At 70.5% G+C, this 21,365-nt stretch carries 21 protein-coding genes; 13 read left to right on the top strand and 8 right to left on the bottom strand.

All coding sequences use genetic code 11. The features are described from left to right. Window positions 1-5: 5 nt before the first annotated feature. Window positions 6-1,106 carry an FAD-binding oxidoreductase gene (locus BMY07_RS22315; RefSeq protein ID WP_092782292.1) on the bottom strand — a complete coding sequence of 367 codons (1,101 nt, stop codon included), beginning with the start codon at window positions 1,104-1,106 and terminating at the stop codon, window positions 6-8. Window positions 1,107-1,408: 302 nt separating this feature from the next. Here BMY07_RS22315 and BMY07_RS22320 point away from each other — a divergent pair, with 302 nt between their 5' ends. From BMY07_RS22320 to BMY07_RS22375, 12 genes are all read left to right on the top strand, one after another. Then, window positions 1,409-1,906 (top strand): pyridoxamine 5'-phosphate oxidase family protein, encoded by a 498-nt coding sequence (locus BMY07_RS22320; RefSeq protein ID WP_092781972.1) that lies wholly within the window; start codon window positions 1,409-1,411, stop codon window positions 1,904-1,906. Between the two features lie 77 nt (window positions 1,907-1,983). Then, window positions 1,984-2,439 (top strand): MarR family winged helix-turn-helix transcriptional regulator, encoded by a 456-nt coding sequence (locus tag BMY07_RS22325; protein WP_092781975.1) that lies wholly within the window; start codon window positions 1,984-1,986, stop codon window positions 2,437-2,439. A 370-nt stretch (window positions 2,440-2,809) separates the two neighbouring features. Beyond that, window positions 2,810-5,401 (top strand): ATP-dependent chaperone ClpB, encoded by a 2,592-nt coding sequence (gene clpB, locus BMY07_RS22330; protein ID WP_092781978.1) that lies wholly within the window; start codon window positions 2,810-2,812, stop codon window positions 5,399-5,401. Between the two features lie 466 nt (window positions 5,402-5,867). Beyond that, on the top strand, window positions 5,868-6,578 hold the full coding sequence (locus BMY07_RS22335; protein ID WP_245782564.1) for a type III secretion system chaperone family protein: 711 nt from the start codon (window positions 5,868-5,870) through the stop codon (window positions 6,576-6,578). 38 nt (window positions 6,579-6,616) lie between these two features. After that, on the top strand, window positions 6,617-7,396 hold the full coding sequence (locus tag BMY07_RS22340) for an SDR family NAD(P)-dependent oxidoreductase (protein ID WP_092781981.1): 780 nt from the start codon (window positions 6,617-6,619) through the stop codon (window positions 7,394-7,396). Window positions 7,397-7,406: 10 nt separating this feature from the next. Beyond that, window positions 7,407-8,231, top strand: a complete 825-nt coding sequence (locus tag BMY07_RS22345) for an LURP-one-related family protein (protein WP_092781984.1) — start codon at window positions 7,407-7,409, stop codon at window positions 8,229-8,231. 61 nt (window positions 8,232-8,292) lie between these two features. Beyond that, window positions 8,293-8,886, top strand: a complete 594-nt coding sequence (gene pyrE, locus BMY07_RS22350) for an orotate phosphoribosyltransferase (protein WP_092781987.1) — start codon at window positions 8,293-8,295, stop codon at window positions 8,884-8,886. An 85-nt stretch (window positions 8,887-8,971) separates the two neighbouring features. Beyond that, window positions 8,972-9,346: a DUF2784 domain-containing protein gene (locus tag BMY07_RS22355; protein ID WP_092782295.1), complete on the top strand. Its 375-nt coding sequence runs from the start codon at window positions 8,972-8,974 to the stop codon at window positions 9,344-9,346. Next, window positions 9,307-9,981: a TrmH family RNA methyltransferase gene (locus BMY07_RS22360; protein WP_092781990.1), complete on the top strand. Its 675-nt coding sequence runs from the start codon at window positions 9,307-9,309 to the stop codon at window positions 9,979-9,981. The genes BMY07_RS22355 and BMY07_RS22360 overlap by 40 nt, the downstream gene beginning before the upstream one ends. Before the next feature lie 67 nt (window positions 9,982-10,048). Then, a complete protein-coding gene (locus BMY07_RS22365; protein ID WP_092781993.1) occupies window positions 10,049-11,047 on the top strand; it encodes a glycoside hydrolase family 76 protein in 999 nt (332 codons plus the stop codon). Window positions 11,048-11,108: 61 nt separating this feature from the next. Then, entirely contained in the window at window positions 11,109-11,291 is a 183-nt protein-coding gene (locus BMY07_RS22370; protein WP_092781996.1) for a hypothetical protein, read from the top strand. Between the two features lie 70 nt (window positions 11,292-11,361). Further along, a complete protein-coding gene (locus BMY07_RS22375; RefSeq protein WP_092781999.1) occupies window positions 11,362-11,838 on the top strand; it encodes an SRPBCC family protein in 477 nt (158 codons plus the stop codon). A 449-nt stretch (window positions 11,839-12,287) separates the two neighbouring features. Here the strand turns inward: BMY07_RS22375 and BMY07_RS22380 are convergent, their stop codons facing one another. The 7 genes from BMY07_RS22380 to BMY07_RS22410 all read right to left on the bottom strand — a co-directional run bounded on the left by BMY07_RS22380 (window position 12,288) and on the right by BMY07_RS22410 (window position 18,930). Then, window positions 12,288-12,710, bottom strand: a complete 423-nt coding sequence (locus BMY07_RS22380; protein WP_092782002.1) for a heat shock protein transcriptional repressor HspR — start codon at window positions 12,708-12,710, stop codon at window positions 12,288-12,290. Then, window positions 12,707-13,876: a molecular chaperone DnaJ gene (gene dnaJ / locus BMY07_RS22385; protein ID WP_092782005.1), complete on the bottom strand. Its 1,170-nt coding sequence runs from the start codon at window positions 13,874-13,876 to the stop codon at window positions 12,707-12,709. Before dnaJ ends, BMY07_RS22380 begins: the two co-directional genes overlap by 4 nt. A 21-nt stretch (window positions 13,877-13,897) precedes the next feature. Next, the gene (grpE, locus tag BMY07_RS22390; protein ID WP_092782008.1) at window positions 13,898-14,518 is read right to left on the bottom strand and encodes a nucleotide exchange factor GrpE; all 621 of its coding nucleotides are present in this window, start codon (window positions 14,516-14,518) and stop codon (window positions 13,898-13,900) included. A gap of 31 nt (window positions 14,519-14,549) precedes the next feature. Next, window positions 14,550-16,403 (bottom strand): molecular chaperone DnaK, encoded by a 1,854-nt coding sequence (gene dnaK, locus BMY07_RS22395; RefSeq protein WP_092782011.1) that lies wholly within the window; start codon window positions 16,401-16,403, stop codon window positions 14,550-14,552. 102 nt (window positions 16,404-16,505) lie between these two features. Next, on the bottom strand, window positions 16,506-17,267 hold the full coding sequence (locus tag BMY07_RS22400) for a TetR/AcrR family transcriptional regulator (protein WP_092782014.1): 762 nt from the start codon (window positions 17,265-17,267) through the stop codon (window positions 16,506-16,508). Continuing rightward, window positions 17,267-18,064: a DUF4097 family beta strand repeat-containing protein gene (locus BMY07_RS22405; protein ID WP_177215710.1), complete on the bottom strand. Its 798-nt coding sequence runs from the start codon at window positions 18,062-18,064 to the stop codon at window positions 17,267-17,269. Before BMY07_RS22405 ends, BMY07_RS22400 begins: the two co-directional genes overlap by 1 nt. A gap of 296 nt (window positions 18,065-18,360) precedes the next feature. Then, window positions 18,361-18,930, bottom strand: a complete 570-nt coding sequence (locus BMY07_RS22410; RefSeq protein WP_092782020.1) for a TetR/AcrR family transcriptional regulator — start codon at window positions 18,928-18,930, stop codon at window positions 18,361-18,363. Window positions 18,931-19,122: 192 nt separating this feature from the next. Between BMY07_RS22410 and BMY07_RS22415 the strand changes: the two genes are divergently transcribed. Further along, window positions 19,123-21,357 (top strand): (Fe-S)-binding protein, encoded by a 2,235-nt coding sequence (locus tag BMY07_RS22415; protein WP_092782023.1) that lies wholly within the window; start codon window positions 19,123-19,125, stop codon window positions 21,355-21,357. The last annotated feature ends 8 nt before the right edge of the window (window positions 21,358-21,365 follow it).

Consider the following 21,365-nt stretch of genomic DNA (forward strand, 5'->3'; position numbering starts at 1 on the left):
GCCGGTCAGTCCAGGGTGAACGGGTCGTAGGTGATGTGGTCGAGCGGGGTGCCCGCCACCAGCATCCGCGACACCGTCGAGCGGATCATGGTCGGCGAGCCCGCCACCAGGACCTCGCGGTCCTCCCAGGTGCCGTGCTTGGTCACGATGTCGGCCAGCGTGCCCTGCTCGAACCCGACCGCCTGCTCCTGCTCGAGCACCGGGGTCACCGTCAACCACGGGTTGGACGCGGCGATGTTCTGCAGGTGCGGCAGGTCGTAGAGGTCGCTGCGGACCCGGCCGCCGTTGAACAGGTGGACCCGGGGGTTGTCGCCCCACTGGGCCAGGTCCTCGATGATGGCGCGCATCGGCGCGATGCCGGTGCCACCCGCGATCATCAGCACGTCCCGGCCCGCCTTGCGGTCCACGCTGATGCGGCCCATCGGCGGCCCGATCCGCCAGGTGTCGCCGACCTTGGCGTGCGCCACGATCGAGCGGCTGACCCAGCCGTTCTCCACACCGCGGATGTGGAACTCGAGGATGCCGTCCGAGCGCGGGGCGTTGGCCGGGGTGAAGTAGCGCCACAGCCGGGGCCGTTGCGGCACCTCGACGCTCACGTACTGCCCCGGGTGGTACGGCACGGGGAAGTCCGGTTGCACGCGCACCACGGCGAGGTCCCAGCCGAGGCGCTCGTGGTCGACGATGCGGGCGGGCCACGACGCGGGGCCGTCGTCGGCCGCCGCGGCGTCGAGCATGGCGCGGGCCATGATCGTGTACGCCTCGGCCCACGCGCGCTCGACCTCGTCGGTCCACGCCTCACCGGAGAAGCGCTTCACCGCGCCGATCAGCGCGCTGCCGACCGCCTCGTAATGGGAGCTGATCACACCGAACTTGCGGTGGTCGCGTCCGAGTTGGTTCAGGAACGGCGCGAGGTCGTCCGGGCGGTCGACCATCTGCACCACGTGCACCAAGGCGCGCAGCAGCCTGGAGCGCTGCACCTGCATGTTCGCCGGGAACATCTCCCGCGCGCTTGGCTCGATGCTGAACAGCATCCCGTAGAAGAACTGGGCCACCTGATCGGCCTGCGGTTCCACCGCCGCGAAGCTCTGCCGCACCAACCGCACCATGTGGCTGACGGCGGTGGGCGACTCGATTCGGTACTGCGAGGCCGGAATGGGGCTCACCACTGCGTTGGCTGTCATGATCGGGGTGTCGACTCCACCTCTCGGGCTTTCACCGTGCGCTCGACGGTACTCGTGCATCCCATCCCCCGACGGTGTCGACAGTAGACCGGATTTGGCTTGGTGAATGCGTAGATCACACCTTCGTGTCATTCTCGCTGACTCCCCGTACAGGGCTCTCCTTCCAATGGGGTACATCGTCCGAGCGCTCTACGCATTGCCGCGCGGGCGTGCCACCGTGGTGCCCTGTGTCCACCGACCAGCACCCCACCGACCTGCTCCGGCTCGGGTTCGCCGAACCGCCGCCCGCGACCCCGCCGGAGGACCGACCGCGCGAGCCGGTCCGGCCGCGGCAACCGGTGCTCGACCGGCTCACCACCCCGATGGTGGAGTTGATCACCCGGATGGACCGCGCGTTCCTGGCCACCGCCGACGCCGACGGCGAGTGCGACTTCGCGCTGTGCGCCGGGCCGCCGGGGTTCGTGCACGTGCTCGACGACCGGCGGCTGGCCTGCGCGCTGCTCGACCCGGCGCCGCGGCTGGCCACCCTCGCCGCCAACCCCCGGATCAGCGTCGTGCTGGTGGACGGGCGGCGCGGGCTGCACGTGAACGGGCACGCCGGGGTGGTCGACGACACGTGGCTGCGCGCGGCGCACTCCTGCCTCCCGCCGCGCTTCGCGGGCTCGCGGTGGGTCGTGGTGCTGGTCGATGAGGCCTACCTGCACACCGGCCCGTTCGCTGGATGAGACCCTTGAGCCACGCGGCCCCGGTGCCGGGGATGTCCGGTTAGCGATCCGCTGGCCGGTTCGAAGGAGGAACGCGCGTGGCGGAGGTAGGTGCGGGTACCGAGGGGCGGGAAACCGCTGCCCAGGACCTGGAGCGCGAGCTGTCGAAGCTGTTCGGCCGGGCGCGCAGCCTCTCGCTGACCTTCGCGGCCCGGGTGCACCCGGGGTTGGACAGCGCCTCGTACGCGCTGCTGGTGCACCTGAGCGGGATCGCGCCGGTGCGGGCCGCCGACGTGGTGGAGCTGACCGGGCTCGACAAGTCGACCGTCAGCAGGCAGATCGCGCGGCTGGAGGAGCTGGCCCTGGTCGAGCGGGTGGCCGACCCGTCCGACGGCAGGGCGCGGCTGGTGCAGCTGACCGGGACCGGCGCGGCCCGGCTGGCCGAGGTGCGCGAGGACCGGCGCAGGCAGCTGCGGGCGACGCTGGCCGACTGGTCGACGGTGGACATCGAGGAGTTCTCCCGGCTGCTCGGCAGGCTCAACAGCGACCTGTGACCGCCGTCTCGTAGCCCGTTGTTAACCCGGCTTGACCGACCGCACTCGGTGATCGAATAGCCGCTGGTCACCACCCGCGCGGCCGCCGCCCCGGCGGGGTGAGCCGCGGTGTGGACCGATCCGGTGATCGCCTGTGGACAAGCACCTGGGGATTGTGGATAAGTGGATTACTTGTGTGGATAGCCGCACTGCGACATGTGGGTGACGGCCCTACCGGGCGACGCGGGTGCGCGTTCGGGTTGTCGTACGCCTGGCGTTCACCCGCGCGGGGTGATCTGGGTCAAGATGTACTTGAGCGGAACTGGCTCAACTTTTCTGACGTTGTGCACGGTGACAGCAACAGGCGTTGGTGAAGACCCTGAGGTGGGAGATGGACGCGTTCAACCCGACGACGAAGACCCAGCAGGCGATCTCGAGCTCCGCGCAGGCGGCGTCGGCGGCGGGCAACCCCGACATCCGGCCGGTGCACCTGCTCACCGCCCTGCTCGACCAGGGCGACGGCCTGACCACCCCGCTGCTCATCGCGGTGGGCGTCGACCCGAACGTGGTCCGCAAGGAGCTCGAGCCGCTCACCAGGTCCCTCCCGTCGGCCACCGGCGCCACGGTGTCCTCGCCGGGGCTCTCGCAGCAGGCGCTGCGCGCGATCACGCACGCGCAGAAGCTGGCCACCGAGATGGGCGACGAGTACGTCTCCACGGAGCACCTGCTGGTCGGCCTGGCCGCCGAGGGCGGTGACGTCGCCCAGCTGCTGAGCAGGCACGGCGCCACCCCGGACGCGCTGCGCGAGGCGTTCGCGAAGGTCCGCGGCTCGGCCAGGGTGTCGAGCCCCGACCCGGAGGGCACCTACCAGGCGCTGGAGAAGTACGGGGTCGACCTGACCGCGCGGGCCCGCAAGGGCGAGCTGGACCCGGTGATCGGCCGCGACGCCGAGATCCGCCGGGTCGTGCAGGTGCTCTCCCGGCGCACCAAGAACAACCCGGTGCTCATCGGCGAGCCCGGCGTCGGCAAGACCGCCATCGTCGAGGGCCTCGCCCAGCGGATCATCGCCGGTGACGTGCCGGAGTCGCTGCGCGGCAAGCGGGTGGTCTCGCTCGACCTGGGCTCGATGGTCGCCGGGGCCAAGTTCCGCGGCGAGTTCGAGGAGCGGCTCAAGGCGGTGCTCAAGGAGATCACCGACTCGGCTGGCCAGGTGGTCACCTTCATCGACGAGCTGCACACCATCGTCGGCGCTGGCGCGACCGGCGAGGGCGCGATGGACGCGGGCAACATGATCAAGCCGATGCTGGCCCGCGGCGAGCTGCGGATGGTCGGCGCGACCACCCTCGACGAGTACCGCCAGCACATCGAGAAGGACGCCGCGCTGGAGCGCCGCTTCCAGCAGGTGCTGGTCGGCGAGCCGTCGGTGGAGGACACCGTGGGCATCCTGCGCGGGCTCAAGGAGCGCTACGAGGTGCACCACGGCGTGCGGATCACCGACAGCGCCCTGGTCGCCGCCGCCACGCTGTCCGACCGCTACATCACCGCCAGGTTCCTGCCGGACAAGGCCATCGACCTGGTCGACGAGGCCGCCTCCCGGCTGCGGATGGAGATCGACTCGCGGCCGGTGGAGATCGACGAGGTCGAGCGGGCGGTGCGCAGGCTCGAGATCGAGGAGATGGCACTGTCCAAGGAGGACGACCTCGCCTCCAAGGAGCGGCTGTCCGCGCTGCGCGCCGAGCTGGCCGAGAAGCGCGAGGTGCTCTCCGCGCTGACCGCCCGCTGGCAGAACGAGAAGGGCTCCATCGACCGGGTCCGCCAGCTCAAGGAGCAGCTGGAGGCGCTGCGCGGCGAGTCGGAGCGGGCCGAGCGCGACGGCGACCTCGGCAGGGCCGCCGAGCTGCGCTACGGCCGGATCCCGGCGCTGGAGAAGGACCTCGACGCCGCCACCGCGGCGACCGCGGCCGCCGACCAGGCGGTGATGCTCAAGGAGGAGGTCGGGCCGGACGACGTCGCCGAGGTCGTGTCCGCGTGGACCGGCATCCCGGCCGGGCGGCTGCTGGAGGGCGAGACGCAGAAGCTGCTGCGGATGGAGGAGGAGCTCGGCGCGCGGGTCATCGGCCAGGCCGAGGCGGTGCGCGTGGTGTCCGACGCGGTGCGCAGGGCCCGCGCCGGGGTGTCCGACCCGGACCGCCCGACCGGGGCGTTCCTGTTCCTCGGCCCCACCGGCGTCGGCAAGACCGAGCTGGCCAAGGCGCTGGCCGAGTACCTGTTCGACGACGAGCGGGCGATGGTCCGGGTCGACATGAGCGAGTACTCGGAGAAGCACTCGGTGGCCAGGCTGGTCGGCGCCCCGCCCGGGTACGTCGGCTACGACCAGGGCGGCCAGCTCACCGAGTCGGTCCGCCGCCGCCCGTACACGGTGGTGCTGCTCGACGAGGTGGAGAAGGCGCACCCGGACGTGTTCGACGTGCTGCTCCAGGTCCTCGACGACGGCAGGCTCACCGACGGCCAGGGCCGCACGGTGGACTTCCGCAACACGATCCTGGTGCTGACCTCGAACCTGGGCTCGCAGTCGATCACCGACCCGGCGCTGGACGACCGCGGCCGCCACGACGCGGTGATGGCCGTGGTGCAGCGGCACTTCAAGCCCGAGTTCCTCAACCGCCTCGACGACGTGGTGGTGTTCCACGCACTGGCCACAGAGGAGCTCACCGCCATCGTCGACATCCAGGTCGCCAAGCTCGCCCGCCGCCTCACCCACCGCAGGCTGACCCTGGACGTCACCCCGGCCGCCCGCGAGTGGCTCGCCCTCAACGGCTTCGACGCCGTCTACGGCGCCCGCCCCCTGCGCCGCCTGGTCTCGTCGGCCATCGGCGACCAACTCGCCAAGTCCCTGCTCGCAGGCGACATCCGCGACGGCGACACGGTGACTGTGGACGCGATCGCCGACAACTCGGGTCTGACGGTCACCAGCACGGCCTGATTCCTTTCCCGCACCAGCCACCCCGGGCTCCCCGGGGTGGCTGGTGCCGTTTCCGGGCTCGGCCGTACCGAATGGACGATCGGATTCGCCGCGCCACCATCATCGATCGGGTCGCCCGCGAATTGCTCCGCCCCGGCGCTTCCGGATAGTCGCCCACCATGCCCCATTCGACTGAATCCGACGTCGGCCCGGCATTCCCCGAGTGCCCGACCTGCGGATTCCTCTGTCCACAATGCTCGACTTGTCCACAACTCCCGCCACCGCGCTATCCCCGCAACCGTCGCCCGATAGAATGGAGCCGGGGCCGCCCCCCGGAGAGGGTGGGGGCTGGGGTAGGCGGGGACGGCCTCCGGAACTGCGGACGAGGCGGCGCGGGTGGGCGGGGGCGGGGCGGGTTTCTGCGACACCCCGGGCCAAGTTGGCCCGTGATCTTGAAGACGGGGCTGTGGCGACTACGCTGCCCTACGTGGGCGTTCCCGCGTGGGTGTGGTTCGGTGTCGCGGTCGTCGCGGGTGTCGCGGGCGGCCTGTTCCTGATGCGCGATCGGGCGGTGTTGACCTCCCGGAACCGGGAGCGGCGCCGCTGGGCCGCCCTGCGCGGGTGGCAGTTCGCCGAGACGGATCCGGAGTTGCCGCGCCAGTGGGCCGGGGGTGCGGTCGCCTACTACGGCGACGGCACGGCCAGGGACGTCGTGGCGGGGACGACCTTCACCGCGGACGGCAGGCGCAAGGTCTACGTGTTCGACCTCGAGGCCGGTGGCCGGGTCAACGTGGTGATCGTGGCCGTGCAGTGCCGCAGGACGCACCCGGTGGTGCTGGAGCTGTGGGTGCCGAGCACCCCGTTCCAGCGGGAGCACATGCCCGAGCTGCTCGGCCCGGTCGGCCAGCGGTACGCGTTCGTCTCCGACATCGGGGCGGCGCGCGCGCTGATCACCCCCGACCTGGTCGACGCGACCGAGGACATCGGGCAGGACATCGCCGTGGCCTGGATCGAGGCCGGCTGGGTGCTGGCCGCGGCCGCGCCGGGGTCGAGCCCGTCGCGGTTGGAGCGGTTGCTGCGCGGGATCGGCGAGATCGCCGACGTGGTGGACCCGTTCGACACGCCCGAGGTGCCCGCCGCGGTCGAGGACCGGCCGGTGGACGAGCCGCAGCCGAGCGGGAAGCCGACCGACCAGTAGCGGTTCCGACCCCGGTTACCACTTAGTAGGTTGATCGCATGCCTACCGCGCTCATCACCGGGGCCACCGCAGGGATCGGCGCCGCCTTCGCCAGGCGGCTGGCCGCAGACGGGTACGACCTGGTGCTGGTGGCCAGGACGACCGAGCGGCTCAAGCAGGTCGCGGCCGACCTGACCAGGGCGACCGGGGTGTCGGTGCAGACCCTCACCGCGGACCTGTCGACCACCAGGGCGCGCAAGCGGGTCGAGGCCCGCCTCGCCGAGCCGGAGCGGCCGGTGGACCTGCTGGTCAACAACGCGGGCTTCGGCACCAGGGGCGCGTTCGCCGAGGCCGACCCGGACTGGCTGCAGAACCAACTGGACGTGAACGTGACCAGCGTCATGCGGCTGACCAGGGCGGCGCTGCCCGGGATGATCGAGCGCGGGCACGGCGGGGTGATCAACGTGTCCAGCATCGCCGGGTTCTTCCCGGTCACCGGGCCGTCCTACGGCGCGACGAAGGCCTACGTCACGGCCCTGTCCGAGGGATTGGCCGCCAACCTCGCGGGCACGGGCGTGCGCGTCGTGGCGTTGTGCCCCGGGTTCACCCGTACCGAGTTCCATGAACGCGCCGGTGACGACATAGACGGGTTCCCCGAGTTCTTATGGCTAGAGGCCGACAGAGTCGTCGCGGACGCCCTGGCCGACCTCCGACACAACCGCGACCGGTCGGTTCCGGGCATCCAGTACAAAACGCTGCTGGGTGTGACGAAACTCCTGCCCAGGGGCCTGCTGCGGTTCCTCTCCCAGCGTGCCTCGGCGGGCCGCGACCGGGGTTAGGCTCCCCGCCATGACGAATCCGCAGCCCGGGTGGTACCCCGATGGCCCCGGCGCAACGTCCCTGCGCTGGTGGGACGGGAACCAGTGGACCAACCAGACCCAGCAGGCCCCGCCGCAGCAGCCGCGCAGCGACGGCAGCGGCTGGGAGATCCCGCTCGGCCAGGGGCCGACCGACCCGAACAAGATCAGGGACCAGCAGCGCAGGGCCGGGGTCGGCCAGGCGGGCCAGGGCGGCGGCACGCTGTTCAGCGAGCCGGTGCTGGTGGTCAACCAGAAGGTCAAGCTCATCGAGATGAGCAACGAGTACTCGGTGTTCGACCAGCACGGCCGCCAGATCGGCTCGGTGGCCCAGGTCGGGCAGAGCGCGCTGAAGAAGGCCGTGCGGTTCCTGGGCAGCTACGACCAGTTCTTCACCCACAAGCTCGAGGTCCGCGACGCCAACCACCAGACGGTGCTGCGGCTGACCCGCCCGGCCAAGTTCGTGAAGTCCCGGATGATCGTCGAGCGCGGCGACGGCACGCCGGTCGGCGAGATCGTCCAGCAGAACGTCTTCGGCAAGATCCGCTTCTCGTTCCTGGCAGGCGGCCACGAGATCGGCGGCATCCAGGCGGAGAACTGGCGGGCCTGGAACTTCGCCGTGCTCGACCACACCGGCGCCGAGGTCGCGCGCATCACCAAGACCTTCGAGGGCATCGCGAAGACGATGTTCACCACCGCCGACAACTACGTGCTGCAGATCCACCGGCAGCTGCAGGACCCGCTGATCAGCATGGTGGTCGCCTCCGCGCTGACCGTCGACACCGCGCTCAAGCAGGACAGCAGGGGCTTCGGCTGATCGACACCGCGCGGTCGGGGGAGTCCGTGGTCCGGGAGCGTTGTCAGTGGACCGGGTGGGCATGAGAGGCTTGCGCCTCGTGCGAACCGCTCCGTCTGTCGACCCCGCTGCCCAGGGCGAACTAGCCCGCCTGGTGACCGAACTCGCCGTCGTGCACGGCAAGGTCACGCTCTCGTCCGGCAAGGAGGCCGACTACTACGTCGACCTCCGCCGGGCGACCCTGCACCACGCAGCCGCCCCGCTCATCGGGCGCCTGCTCCGCCAGCTCACCGCCGACTGGGACTACGTCGCCGCCGGTGGTCTCACCCTCGGTGCTGACCCGGTCGCGCTGTCGATGATGCACGCCGCCGCGGCCGCCGGTGAGGTGCTCGACGCGTTCGTCGTCCGCAAGGACGCGAAGGCGCACGGCATGCAGCGCCGGATCGAGGGCATCGAGGTCGCCGGTCAGCGCGTGCTGGCGGTGGAGGACACCTCGACCACCGGCGGCAGCGTGCTCACCGCCGTCGACGCGCTGGCCGAGGCCGGTGCCGTCGTGATCGGCGTGGCCACCGTCGTCGACCGCGACACCGGTGCCCGCGAGGCCATCGAGGCGCGCGGCCTGCCCTACCGGTCCCTGCTCGGCCTGGCCGACCTGGGCTTGGTCGACGGTGACTGACCAGGGTTAATTCCGGTTGATCTCCCCCAACTCCGGGTACCGTGGGAAGTGCTCGCCGAGTTCTCGGTGGTTGGGGAGGTGCCCGGTGTTCGGTCTGCTCGCCGCCGCGACGGTCGTCGTGCACTTCGCGGCACTGCTCTACATCGGTTTTGGCGGTTTCCTCGCCTGGAAGTGGCCCAAGTCGATCTTCGTCCACGTTGTCTTCGCGATCTGGGGCGTGCTCGTCAACTCCACCCCGGTCCAGTGCCCGCTCACCGCGGTGGAGAACTACTTCCGCGACAAGCAGGGACTCGGTCCGCTTCCGGGTGGCTTCAACGAGTACTACGTCTACGGCACGCTGGTCCCCGAGGGGCACGTCGACCTCGTGGCCGCTGTCGCCCTACTGGTGCTCGTCTTCTCGTATGTGGGTGCGTATCTGCTGTGGCGGAATCGGAAAAGCCTGATGGTGCCGGTGAAGTAGGCCCCACCGAGTGGGTGTTCGGCGAGCCGGTCGGGGTCGGCCCGTGGCCTGGTGAGTGGCCTGCGGGGGCGCACTACGACCCCGACCTGCTCGCGGACGGCGACCGCCGCAACGTCGTCGACGCCTACCGCTACTGGCGCCGCGACGCGGTCGTCGCCGACCTCGACCGGCGCAGGCACGGCTTCCACGTCGCCATCGAGAACTTCCAGCACGACCACAACATCGGGACCGTGGTCCGCACCGCCAACGCCTTCACCGCCCGCGCGGTGCACATCGTCGGCCGCAAGCGCTGGAACCGCCGCGGCGCGATGGTCACCGACCGCTACCAGCACATCCACCACCACCCGACCGTCGAGTCCTTTGTGGAAACCGCCCGCCTGCTCGGCTTGGCGGTCGTCGGCGTCGACAACACCCCCGGCTCGGTCCCGGTGGAATCCGCGTCACTGCCCCGTGACTGCGTGCTGCTCTTCGGCCAGGAAGGCCCCGGCCTCACCGACGAGGCCAGAGCAGGCGCCGACCTCCTGGTCTCCATCGCCCAGTTCGGCTCGACCCGCTCCATCAACGCAGGCGTAGCCGCAGGCATCGTCATGCACGCCTGGATCCGCGAACACGCCGACCTCACCCAAGCCTGGTAGCCGCCCGCCGCAGCCCCGAATGGTCTTGGGTGTGGCGATCAGGCCGGTGGCTGACGCACCATGGAGTATGGCTGGGCTGTGGGCGGCGCGCGCGGGAATTGCTGAGGAGGCGGTTCGGGCGCGGTTCCTGCGGCGGGTGTTCGCGCTGCCTGGGACGCGGTTGGGGTTGCCTCGTGTCGGTGGTCGGCTGCACTGGCGGTGGAACTACTGGTGGCAGGCGCATCTGCTCGATTGTCTTGTCGATGCCAGGTTGCGGGAACCGGATGCCGAGCGGGACAAGGTGATCGCGGCGCTGGTGCGGGGTATCCACGTGCGCAACTTCGGAGTGTGGACGAACCGCTACTACGACGACATAGCCTGGCTCGGGTTGGCGCTACAGCGGGCGGGTGGGTCGGAGCGGGCTCTAGCCGCCATCGAGGCCCGATTGCGTTCAGGGTGGACAGACGATCTGGGCGGTGGGATTTGGTGGCGGAAGGGGGACACGTTCAAGAACGTCCCCGCCAACGCTCCAGCCGCGATCTTCCTCGCCCGGCGGGGTGACCATGCCTGGGCGATGGCCGCGCTCGACTGGATGGACCGGACGCTGGTCGACCCGGGGACCGGGTTGCTGTGGGACGGGGTCCGGGTCGGTGGCGAGGTGGTGGAGACGATCTACACCTACTGCCAGGGCGTGTTCATCGGTACCGCCGTCGAACTGTCCACACCGGACCTCGCGGCGCGCACCATCCGCGCGGTCCGCAGGCACGTGGCCACCGCGCACGTCCTGCCCGGCCAGGGCACCGGGGACGGCGGCCTGTTCGCGGGCATCCTCGCCCGCTACCTCGCCCAGTCCGCGCTCCGGCTGCCCACCGCCGAGGCGGACACCGCGCGCCGGCTGGTCTTCGCCTCCGCCGACGCGCTCTGGCGCCACCGGGTGATCACCGCCGACGGCCCGTTGTTCGGCACCGACTGGACCACTCGGGGCAGCCGGGAGCGCGACCTGTCGGTGCAGTTGTCGGCCTGGATGACCCTGGAGGCGGCCGCGCTGCTCGCCCGCGCGGGCGGAGCTTCGCCGAACGGGGTGTGATCCCGCCCGATCGCGGGTATGTCGGGGCCACTTGCCGCCCCAGTTGGGAGGAGTTGACCCGATGTCCGACGACCTCGGCCTCACCGGTGACCTGGACACGTCCGTCCCCGAAGACAAGCAGCGCCGCGCCGCCAGGGTGGTCGCGGGCATCGCCGCCGACGCCGCCGAGTGCGCGATGCTGCTCGACATGCTCGGCCTCTCCGCCGAACTCGGCGGCAAACGTGAGCACCACCGCGCCGCGTGATGTGTAGGCCTCCGCGACCTCGGGTAGGCCTTGGGAGAACCCCGACGAAGCACGAGGAGGCTGATCGAGTTTGAGCACGATCATCGAGACCGTTGACGTCGCCGTCCCCGTGTCCACCGCGTACAACCAGTGGACCCAGTTCGAGTCCTTCCCCGCCTTCATGGAGGGCGTGGAGCAGATCCGCCAGGTCGACGACCGCAACACCCACTGGGTCACCAAGATCGGCGGCGTCACCCGCGAGTTCGACGCCACCATCACCGAGCAGATCCCGGACGAGCGCGTGGCCTGGAAATCGGTCGACGGCCCCGAACACGCGGGCGTGATCACCTTCCACCGCCTCAACGACCGCGAAACCCGCGTCACAGCCCAGATGGACATCGACCCGGAGGGCTTCGCCGAGAACGTCGCGGACAAACTCGGCATCATCGACCGCCGAGTGAAGTCGGACCTCAAGCGCTTCAAGGACTTCATCGAAGACCAAGGCACAGAATCCGGCGCCTGGCGCGGCGACGTCCCCGCCCCCGGCCAGGTACCCCCGCCACTGTAAGACTTCCAGTAGCTCGACCCGAGCCCCCCTGAGCAACCACTCACGGGGGCTCGGTGCTGTGACAAACCTTCATTACAAATCGTCCTAGGCCCCAACAGACGTTGGCCGACAACCGCTCCTCGGAGTCGCTGGTGCCAACCCGGCTCGATGGGGCGGACTTGTTTTGTGTGGAGGAGCAGTGCCCGTAGCGTCGTCCACGCGGCAGGGCCTGCTTTTCGGCCCCTGCTTTGTGGTCCTGCCACGGGTACTGCCGGGGCCCCGCACAAAACAAGTCCACCCCATCGAGCAAAGCTCAAAACTCGCGCCCAGGCCAATGCCGAAGGCGAGGTCTGTCCGTCGACGGCGAAGCCGAGCACGAGAGCCGGACAACCCCCAGCTCAAGATCAAACCGCCCAACGCAAAAGAGGCCGACCCCCACCGGGACCGGCCTCCACCACCCACAACCCCACCTACCGCTTCTGCGGCCGCCACACCACCAACGCCGTCTGCTGCCGCACCGGCACCAAATCCCGCCGATACGACTTGTGCACCGCAGCAGCCGCCTGCTCAGCCGCCGCGTAAGCCGACGCCAGTTCCTCAGTCAGCTCAGCCACCCGCACCCGCAGCGCATCAACCTCATTCTCCAACTCGATGATCCGCTTGATCCCAGCCAGGTTCACCCCAGCCTCCTGCGACAACCGCTGCACCTCACGCAGCAACGCGATGTCGCGGATCGAGTAGCGCCGACCACCCCCCGACGTGCGGCCGGGGGAGACCAGCCCCTGGCGGTCGTAGCTGCGCAGGGTTTGGGCGTGCAGGCCGGAGAGCTGGGCGGCGACCGAGATCACGAAGACGGGGGTGTCTTCATCGGTGCCGGGGGGGAACGGGTTCACGACTGCCTCGCCTTCTGGACCAGTGCGGTCAACTCCGGCCTGGGGTCGAGGTCGGCGGTGGCCTTGGCGTAGGCCTCCAGGGCCGCCCTCGCGTCGTCGTCGAGGTCGTTGGGGACGGTGACCTGGAGGGTCACCAGCAGGTGGCCGGACTGGCCGTCGCGGCGTTGGACGCCCTTGCCGCGCACGCGCAGGACGCGGCCGGATGCGGTGCCGGGGGCGACGTTGAGCGAGACCACGCCGTCGAGGGTGGGCACGGTGAGCGTGGTGCCGAGGGCCAGTTCGGTGAAGCTGACCGGGACCTTCAGCGTCAGGTCGTTGCCGCTGCGGCCGAACACCGGGTGCGGGGTGACGTGCACGCGGACGTACAGGTCGCCTGCCGCGGCGCCGCTGCGGCCCGGTTCGCCCTGGCCCGCGAGGCGGATGCGCTGCTCGTCCTCAACGCCCGCCGGGATGCGCACGGTCAGCGTGCGGGTCTTGGTGTTGACGCCCTCGCCGCCGCAGTCGGGGCAGGGGTCGTCGATGATGCGGCCAGTGCCCCGGCAGTCGCGGCACGGCTCGCTGAAGGCGAACGCGCCCTGGCTGCGGCTGACCAGGCCGACGCCACCGCAGGTGACGCAGGTCTTGGGGCTGCTGCCCGGCCGGGCGCCCGAGCCGTGGCAGGTGTCGCACGTGGACGGACTGGACAGTCGCAACGGGACGGTCGCGCCCCTGACCGCCTCGACGAAGTCGAGCCGGACATCGGTCTCCACGTCGGCGCCGCGCCGGGGCCTGGTGGCACCGGCGCTGCCGCTCTTGGCGCGGTTGAACAGGTTGCCGAACAGGTCGCCGAGCCCGCCGCCACCGCCGCCGAACCCGCCCTGCTGGCCGCCGAACGCGTCGCCGAAGTCGTACCCGCCCCCGCCGCCGAACCCGCCGCGCAGGCCGCCGGAGCCGAACATCGAGCGGGCCTCGTCGTACTGCTTGCGCTTCTCCGGGTCGCCGACCACCCCGTACGCCTCGGACACCGACTTGAACCGGGCCTCGGCGTCGGCGTTGCCGGGGTTCGCGTCGGGGTGCAGCTCGCGGGCGAGCTTGCGGTACGCCTTCTTGACCTCGGCGTCCGGGGCGTCGGAGGAGACGCCCAGCTCGCGATAGAAGTCCTTGTCGATCCAGTCCCTGGCACTCACCGGACGTCCCCTCCTCTCGTGCTAGCCCTGCGCCGCGGGTGCGGCTTCCGCGTCGGTGACCGCGACCAGCGCGGCCCGCACGACCCGGTCGCCGATCCGGTAGCCGCGGCGCAGCACCCCGGTCACCGTGGGACCGGACACCTCCGCGGAGGTGTTGTGCTGCACGGCCTCGTGCACCGACGGGTCGAACGGCTCGCCCTCGTGGCCGAACGGTTCGAGGCCCGTCTTCTGCAGCGAGCTGGTCAGCTTCTCCGCGACGGCCTTGAACGCGCCGGTCAGGTCGCCGTGCGCGGCGGCCCTCTCGACGTCGTCGAGCACCGAGAGCAGGTCGGTGACCACGGCGGCCTTCGCCGACGTGACCACCTGCTCCCGGTCCCGCTCGACCCGCTTGCGGTAGTTGGCGTACTCGGCCTGCAGGCGCTGCAGGTCCGCGGTGCGCTCGTCGAGCTGGACCTTCAGCGCCGCGGCCGGGTCGAGCTCCGGTTCCGGGTCGCCATCGACGCTGCCGTCGACGACCAGGCCGGGCTCGGCCTCCGGGGTGGACGGGGCGTGCGTGCCCGCGGGCGCGTCGGCCCCCTGGCGGGCGTCCTGCGCCGGGACCTGGGGCTCCTCGGAGAGGTCGCCCGTGTGCTGCTCGCTCACGCGGTCACCTCACCTGCGATCGGGGTCGAGGTCACTTCTTGTCCTTGTCCTCGTCGACGATCTCGGCGTCCACCACGTCGTCGGCGGTGTCGGCCTTGGCCTGGCCCTGACCCTCGTCCTCGGCGCCACCGGCAGGCGCGCCGGAGTTGGCGTAGAGCGCGGAACCCATGGTCTGCGACTCGGCGGCGAGCTTCTCCATCGCGGCCTTGATGGCGGCGATGTCGGTGCCCTTGAGCGCCTCGTTCGCCTCGGCCAGCGCGGCGCCGACCTTCTCCTTGGCCTCGGCCGGGATCTTCTCGTCGTTGTCCTTGACGAACTTCTCGGTCTGGTAGACCAGCGACTCGGCCTGGTTGCGGACCTCGGCCTCGTCGCGGCGCTTGCGGTCCTCCTCGGCGTGCGCCTCGGCGTCGCGGACCATCCGGTCGATGTCGTCCTTGGGCAGCGCGGAGCCGCCCGTGATCGTCATCGACTGCTCCTTGCCGGTGCCCAGGTCCTTCGCGTTGACGTGGACGATGCCGTTCGCGTCGATGTCGAAGGTGACCTCGATCTGCGGGACCCCGCGCGGGGCAGGCGGCAGGCCGGTCAGGTCGAAGGTGCCGAGCTTCTTGTTGTCCGCGGCGAAGTCGCGCTCGCCCTGGAACACCTGGATGCCCACGGTGGTCTGGTTGTCGTCGGCGGTGGAGAAGATCTCCGAGCGCTTGGTCGGGATGGTGGTGTTGCGCTCGATGAGCTTGGTGAACACCCCGCCCTTGGTCTCGATGCCCAGCGACAGCGGGGTCACGTCGAGCAGCAGGACGTCCTTGACCTCGCCCTTGAGCACACCGGCCTGCAGCGCGGCGCCGACCGCGACGACCTCGTCGGGGTTGACGCCCTTGTTCGGCTCGCGGCCGCCGGTCAGCTCCTTGACCAGCTCGGCGACGGCGGGCATCCGGGTGGAGCCGCCCACCAGCACCACGTGGTCGATCTCGCCGACCGAGACGCCCGCGTCCTTGACCACGTTGTTGAACGGGGCCCTGGTGCGGTCGAGCAGGTCGGCGGTGATCCGCTGGAACTCGGCGCGGGTCAGCGTCTCGTCCAGGAACAGCGGGTTCTTGTCCGCGTCCACGGTGATGTAGGGCAGGTTGATGGTGGCGCTGTTCGAGCTGGACAGCTCGATCTTCGCCTTCTCGGCCGCCTCGCGGATGCGCTGCAGGGCCATCTTGTCCTTGGTCAGGTCGATGCCTGCCGAGGCCTTGAACTTCTCCACCAGCCAGTCGACGATGCGCTGGTCCCAGTCGTCGCCGCCGAGGTGGTTGTCGCCGCTGGTCGCGCGGACCTCGACGACGCCGTCGCCGATCTCGAGCAGGGACACGTCGAAGGTGCCGCCGCCGAGGTCGAAGACCAGGATGGTCTGCTCCTTGGCGCCCTTGTCCAGGCCGTAGGCCAGTGCGGCCGCGGTCGGCTCGTTCACGATCCGCAGCACGTTGAGGCCCGCGATCTGCCCGGCCTCCTTGGTGGCCTGGCGCTGGGCGTCCTCGAAGTACGCGGGGACGGTGATCACCGCGTCGGTGATGGTCTCGCCGAGGTAGGCCTCGGCGTCGCGCTTGAGCTTCATCAGCACGCGGGCGCTGATCTCCTGCGCGGTGTAGGCCTTGTCGTCGATCGCGTCGGTCTTCCACCCGGTGCCGATGTGGCGCTTGACCGAGCGGACCGTGCGGTCCACGTTGGTGACGGCCTGGTTCTTGGCGGGCTGGCCGACCAGCACCTCGCCGTTCTTCGCGAACGCCACGATGGACGGGGTCGTCCGCGAGCCCTCCGAGTTGGCGATCACCGTCGGTTCACCGCCCTCGAGGACGGCGACGACGGAGTTGGTCGTCCCCAGGTCGATGCCGACCGCTCGCGCCATGGTTTCCTCCTGCTAGTGCTTCGCCTGTGGTGTCCGGCCCACTGCGGGGCCGGGCAAAGTTGAGCCTACCGGACTGAAGTTCCTAACTTGAGTCCGCCCCGCTCAACCTTCCTGCACCCACAACGAAGCACCCCGGTCGGTTGTTCCCGGCGTGAGCGCCACCACTGAACCGGGTGACGACGACGGCTGCACGGCCTCCGGCTCGACACTGACCTCGACCGGCTCCGGGGCGCTGACCTGAGCGTTCACCACCGAATCCACGACGTGCAGCACCGACGCGCGCATCCCGGCCGCGGTCACCTCGGCCCGCACAGCGCGCTGCAGGTCCGCGGCGACGCTCGCCAGCAACACGTGTGCAAGGGCGTCCCGGTCGCCCGCCGCCTCCGCCTCGGTGAGCAGCGCGGCGACGTGGCCGTGCCAGTAGCGGTAGGCCGCGATCCGGTACCGGGTGCCCGGGCGCGCCGTCTCGGCGAGGTGCACCAGGTCGAGGTGGTCGGTCAGGAAGGTCAGGTACGCGTCGAAGAAGGCCACCAGCCGCGCCGCCGGGTCTCCCCCCGGACCCAGCGGCGCCGCCCCCTCGGCCACCCGCGCCCGCAGCCCGCGCTCCCCGTCGTCGAGCAGCGCCGCGGCCAGCCCCGACTTGTCGCCGAACCGCCGGAACAGGGTCCCCTTGCCCACCCCGGCCGCCGCGGCGATCTGGTCCATCGTCACCTTGTCCACCCCGCGCTGGGCGAACAGCGCGCGGGCGGCGACCAGGATGCGCCGCCGGTTGCGCGCCGCGTCGGCCCGCTCGTGGACCACCGCGCCGACGCCGTGCGCCTGCTCGGCCTTGCCCCCTTGCGCTGCGAGAACCTGCTCCGCCATCAGCCGAACCTCACCGTCACGTCGCCGCTGTCCGCGTTGAGTTCGAGGTGGTTCGGCGAGTCGCGGTAGTCGCCGATGCCGTTGTCGACATCCCCGCTGTCGGTGTGCGCGCTCACCCGGTACTCCCCTTTCGGGACGGTGACCTGCACCGACCCGCTGTTGGTGGTGGCCTTGACCCCCGCGGCCTTGGACAACCGGACGGTGACGCTGCCCGACTGCGCCGACGCGTCCACCGCGCCGTCGACGCCCTGCGCGTCGACCGAGCCGGATTCGGAGCGCAGGGTGGCGGCGCCGACGTCGCGGGCCGAGATGCCCCCCGACTCGGCCTCGACGGCGACCTTCCCCTTGACGTCGACCAGGTCGACCGAACCCGACTCGGCCTTGACGTTCACCGCGCCGGACACCCTGCGCACCTTCACCTCCCCCGAGCTGACCCGCAGGTTGACCGTCGACGCCCCCTCGACGTCGACGGAACCCGAGTCGAGGCCCCCCGAGACGGTCACGCCCTCGGGCACGACCACCTCGTAGTCGACCCAGCAGTTGCGCACCTCGCACTCCCGCAGGACCAGCACGTCGCCCTCGACCCGGTGCGTCACCCCCGGCCGTCCGTCCAGGTAGGACACGGTGCGGTGCACGCTGGCCGACGGGCCGACCCGCAACCGCACCGAACCGGCGGAGCTCTCGATCCGGACCGCGTGGATCGTCCCGCCGACCGAGGCGTCATCGCTGAACCGCTTCGTCGCGATACCGCAGGCGGCCAGGGAGGAGAGCAGGACCGCCACCCCCACGGCGGTCACCCCCAGCACCCCTCGCCGTGACCGCCCCGCCACCACACCGCTTGCCATGACACCCCCACCGGAACCGCACATCACCAGGAGAAACCGCTACCGCGACGCTAGGACCGCAGACCGGTTGCCGGGATCCGGGACGCCCCCGACCCTGCCCTGAAGTTGTCCCTACCCCCAGGTGGTACACCGTCCCGTTTCCGCTGGTCAGCGTCCCCCGACTACCCTCACCCGAGACTAGGGTCCCCGGCGTGCGCCGACATCGGACCCGGGTCTTGGTTCGGGTAAGACTTTGGTCCTAGGCGGCTTCAGCGCAGCGGGGCGAGCAGGTGCTCCACGACCGGGAGCAGCTCGGCGGCGGTCGGCGGCTCGTCGTCGATCAGGCCCTGGGTGAGCATGCCGTCGAGCGCGGCGAGGAAGGCGCGGAAGCCGACCTCGTCCGGCTGGCGGCCGAGGCTGGTCAGCACGTCGATCCACAGCCGCGCGGCCGGTCGCAGCTCCGGTCGGCGGGCGGCGAGCAGGTACAGCTCGAACTGCGCCCTGGTCCGCCCGCGCCGCGGTCCGAGCGCGTCGGCCAGCACCTCGGCGACCGCGCCTGCCGGGCCGCTGCCCTTGATCCGGCTGGACTCGATGAGGTCCCTGGTGCGCGCGGCGAGTTCCTCTGCCGAGTGCACGAGTGCGGCCACGACCAGGTCGTCGAGCGCGGCGAAGTGGTAGGTGATCGACGCGGGCGGGATCCCCGCTTCCGCCGCGACCGACCGGTGCGACACTCCGGCGACGCCGTCGCGCTCGATCACCAGCAGCGTCGCCCCGATGATCTCGCGCTTGCGCCGGTCGCCCCTGGTCCTGCGGCCGTCGACCCTGCGGTAGGTCCTCACGTCGGGCCGAGCCGGGTGATCGCGGGGAAGATGGGCGGTGGCACCGCGCCAAACTACCTGAACAAACGTCCAGGAAGTTACCGAGGTGTGCGCCACACTTGACCGACTTAGGCTTCTCAAAGTCGGTTACCGGCCAGTAAGAACGCGTAGGGTCCACCCACCCGCACCCCGACGACGGAAGGGCACCACCACATGGGCGCCGTGCAGCTGGCACTGGGGTTGGTCGCGGTCGCGGTCAGCCTGGTCGCGTGGGGCATGTTCGTGCGGACCGTGGCGCGGATGGTGGCCGTCATCCGACTCGGCCAGCCGGACGCGACCCGCGCCGGGCCGTTCGTGCCGAGGATGAAGACGCTGGTCACCGAGTTCGCCGCGCACACCCGGATGAACAAGTTCCGGCACGTCGGGCCGTGGCACTGGCTGGTGATGTGGGGCTTCCTGATCGGGTCGGCCGCGCTGTTCGAGGCCTACGGCGAGGTGTTCGTGCCGACCTGGGGCTGGCCGGTCCTCGACCACTGGAACCTGTGGCACCTGCTGATGGAGCTGCTCGGCGTCGGCACGGTCGTCGGTGGCGTGGCGCTCGCGGTCATCAGGCAGCGCAACCACCCCCGCCGCGCCGACCGGCTGTCGCGGTTCCAGGGGTCGAACCAGTGGCAGGCGTACTTCGTCGAGGCCGTGGTGATCTTCGAGGGCATCGGCATCCTGGGCGTGCGCGCGGGCAAGGCGGCGCTGGGCGCGCACGAGCTGCCGACCTGGGCGGCGTTCGTGACCAACCCGCTCGGGCAGCTCCTCCCGGCGAGCCCCGACCTGGTGTCCGCGCTGGCGTTCATCAAGCTGATGGGCGCCATGGTGTGGGTGTACGTGGTCGCCAAGTACATGACCATGGGCGTGGCCTGGCACCGGTTCAGCGCCTTCTTCAACATCTACTTCAAGCGCGAGGACGACGGCGGCGTGGCGCTCGGCCCGCTGCGGCCGATGATGTCCGGCGGCAAGCCGCTCGACTTCGAGGAGGCCGACCCGGAGAAGGACGTCTTCGGCGCGGGCAAGGTCGAGGACTTCACCTGGAAGGGCTGGCTGGACTTCACGACCTGCACCGAGTGCGGCCGCTGCCAGTCGCAGTGCCCGGCGTGGAACACCGGCAAGCCGCTGTCGCCGAAGCTGGTGATCACGCAGCTGCGCGACCACGCGTACGCCAAGGCCCCTTACCTGCTCGCGGGCGGGCGCAGGGACATGGCGGGCGACGAGGTAGGTCTAACGGGGGACAACCCGTACGCGGGCATCGACGTGCTAGCCATCGCCGAGTCCGAGCGGGCTCTTATCGGAGACGACGGCGGGGTCATCGATCCCGAGGTGCTGTGGTCTTGCACTACCTGTGGCGCTTGCGTCGAGCAGTGCCCAGTGGACATCGAGCACGTCGACCACATCGTCGACATGCGCCGCTACCAGGTGCTGATCGAGTCGAACTTCCCGTCCGAGCTCGGCGGGATGTTCAAGAACCTGGAGAACAAGGGCAACCCGTGGGGCCAGAACGCCAAGGACCGGCTGGCCTGGACCGAGGACCTCGAGTTCGAGGTGCCGGTGTTCGACGGCGAACTGGCCGACGACACCGAGTACCTGTTCTGGGTCGGCTGCGCGGGCGCGTTCGAGGACAGGGCCAAGAAGACGACGCGCGCGGTCGCGGAACTGCTGCACACCGCCGAGGTGAAGTACACGGTGCTCGGGCCAGAGGAGACCTGCACGGGCGACCCGGCGCGGCGGGCAGGCAACGAGTTCCTGTTCCAGATGCTGGCGCAGCAGAACGTCGAGGTCATCAACGCGGTGTTCGAGGGGCGCGAGGCCGGTAAGCGCAAGATCGTGGTGACCTGCGCGCACTGCTTCAACACGATCGCGAACGAGTACCCGCAGCTCGGTGGCAACTACGAGGTCTTGCACCACACGCAGCTGTTGAACAAGTTGGTGCGTGAGCGTCGACTGGTTCCGGTGGCACCGGTTTCCGAGGACGTCACCTATCACGACCCGTGCTACCTGGGTCGGCACAACAAGGTCTACGAAGCGCCACGCGAACTCGTTGGTGCTTCCGGTGCGCGGTTGCGCGAAATGCCTCGGCACGCGGATAGGTCTATGTGCTGCGGTGCGGGCGGTGCGCGGATGTGGATGGAAGAGCGCATCGGTAAGCGCATCAACGTCGACCGGGTTGACGAGGCTCTGGGGACCGCCCCGTCGAAGATCGCGACCGGCTGCCCGTTCTGCCGCGTGATGCTGACCGATGGGGTCACCGCCCGGCAGGCGGACGGTCTCGCGGGGCAGCACGTCGAGGTCGTGGACGTCGCGCAGTTGCTGCTGTCGGCGGTGCGGCGGGGCAAGGAGCCGCTGGACACCCCGACCGACGAGGTCGGCACCGGGACACCGTTGCCGGACGAGGACAAGTAGCCGGTTCT

The organism is Actinokineospora terrae (assembly GCF_900111175.1).
In the GTDB taxonomy this organism is placed as follows: Bacteria; Actinomycetota; Actinomycetes; order Mycobacteriales; family Pseudonocardiaceae; genus Actinokineospora; species Actinokineospora terrae.

Bases quoted from the DNA above. Each gene is read 5' to 3' on its own strand.
- pyrE (WP_092781987.1), top strand. From the start codon at position 8,293: ATGAGAGGCTTGCGCCTCGTGCGAACCGCTCCGTCTGTCGACCCCGCT.
- BMY07_RS22340 (WP_092781981.1), top strand. From the start codon at position 6,617: ATGCCTACCGCGCTCATCACCGGGGCCACCGCAGGGATCGGCGCCGCC.
- dnaK (WP_092782011.1), bottom strand. From the start codon at position 16,403: ATGGCGCGAGCGGTCGGCATCGACCTGGGGACGACCAACTCCGTCGTC.
- BMY07_RS22400 (WP_092782014.1), bottom strand. From the start codon at position 17,267: ATGGCGGAGCAGGTTCTCGCAGCGCAAGGGGGCAAGGCCGAGCAGGCG.
- BMY07_RS22415 (WP_092782023.1), top strand. From the start codon at position 19,123: ATGGGCGCCGTGCAGCTGGCACTGGGGTTGGTCGCGGTCGCGGTCAGC.
- clpB (WP_092781978.1), top strand. From the start codon at position 2,810: ATGGACGCGTTCAACCCGACGACGAAGACCCAGCAGGCGATCTCGAGC.
- BMY07_RS22345 (WP_092781984.1), top strand. From the start codon at position 7,407: ATGACGAATCCGCAGCCCGGGTGGTACCCCGATGGCCCCGGCGCAACG.
- BMY07_RS22365 (WP_092781993.1), top strand. From the start codon at position 10,049: ATGGCTGGGCTGTGGGCGGCGCGCGCGGGAATTGCTGAGGAGGCGGTT.
- BMY07_RS22370 (WP_092781996.1), top strand. From the start codon at position 11,109: ATGTCCGACGACCTCGGCCTCACCGGTGACCTGGACACGTCCGTCCCC.
- BMY07_RS22315 (WP_092782292.1), bottom strand. From the start codon at position 1,106: ATGGTGCGGTTGGTGCGGCAGAGCTTCGCGGCGGTGGAACCGCAGGCC.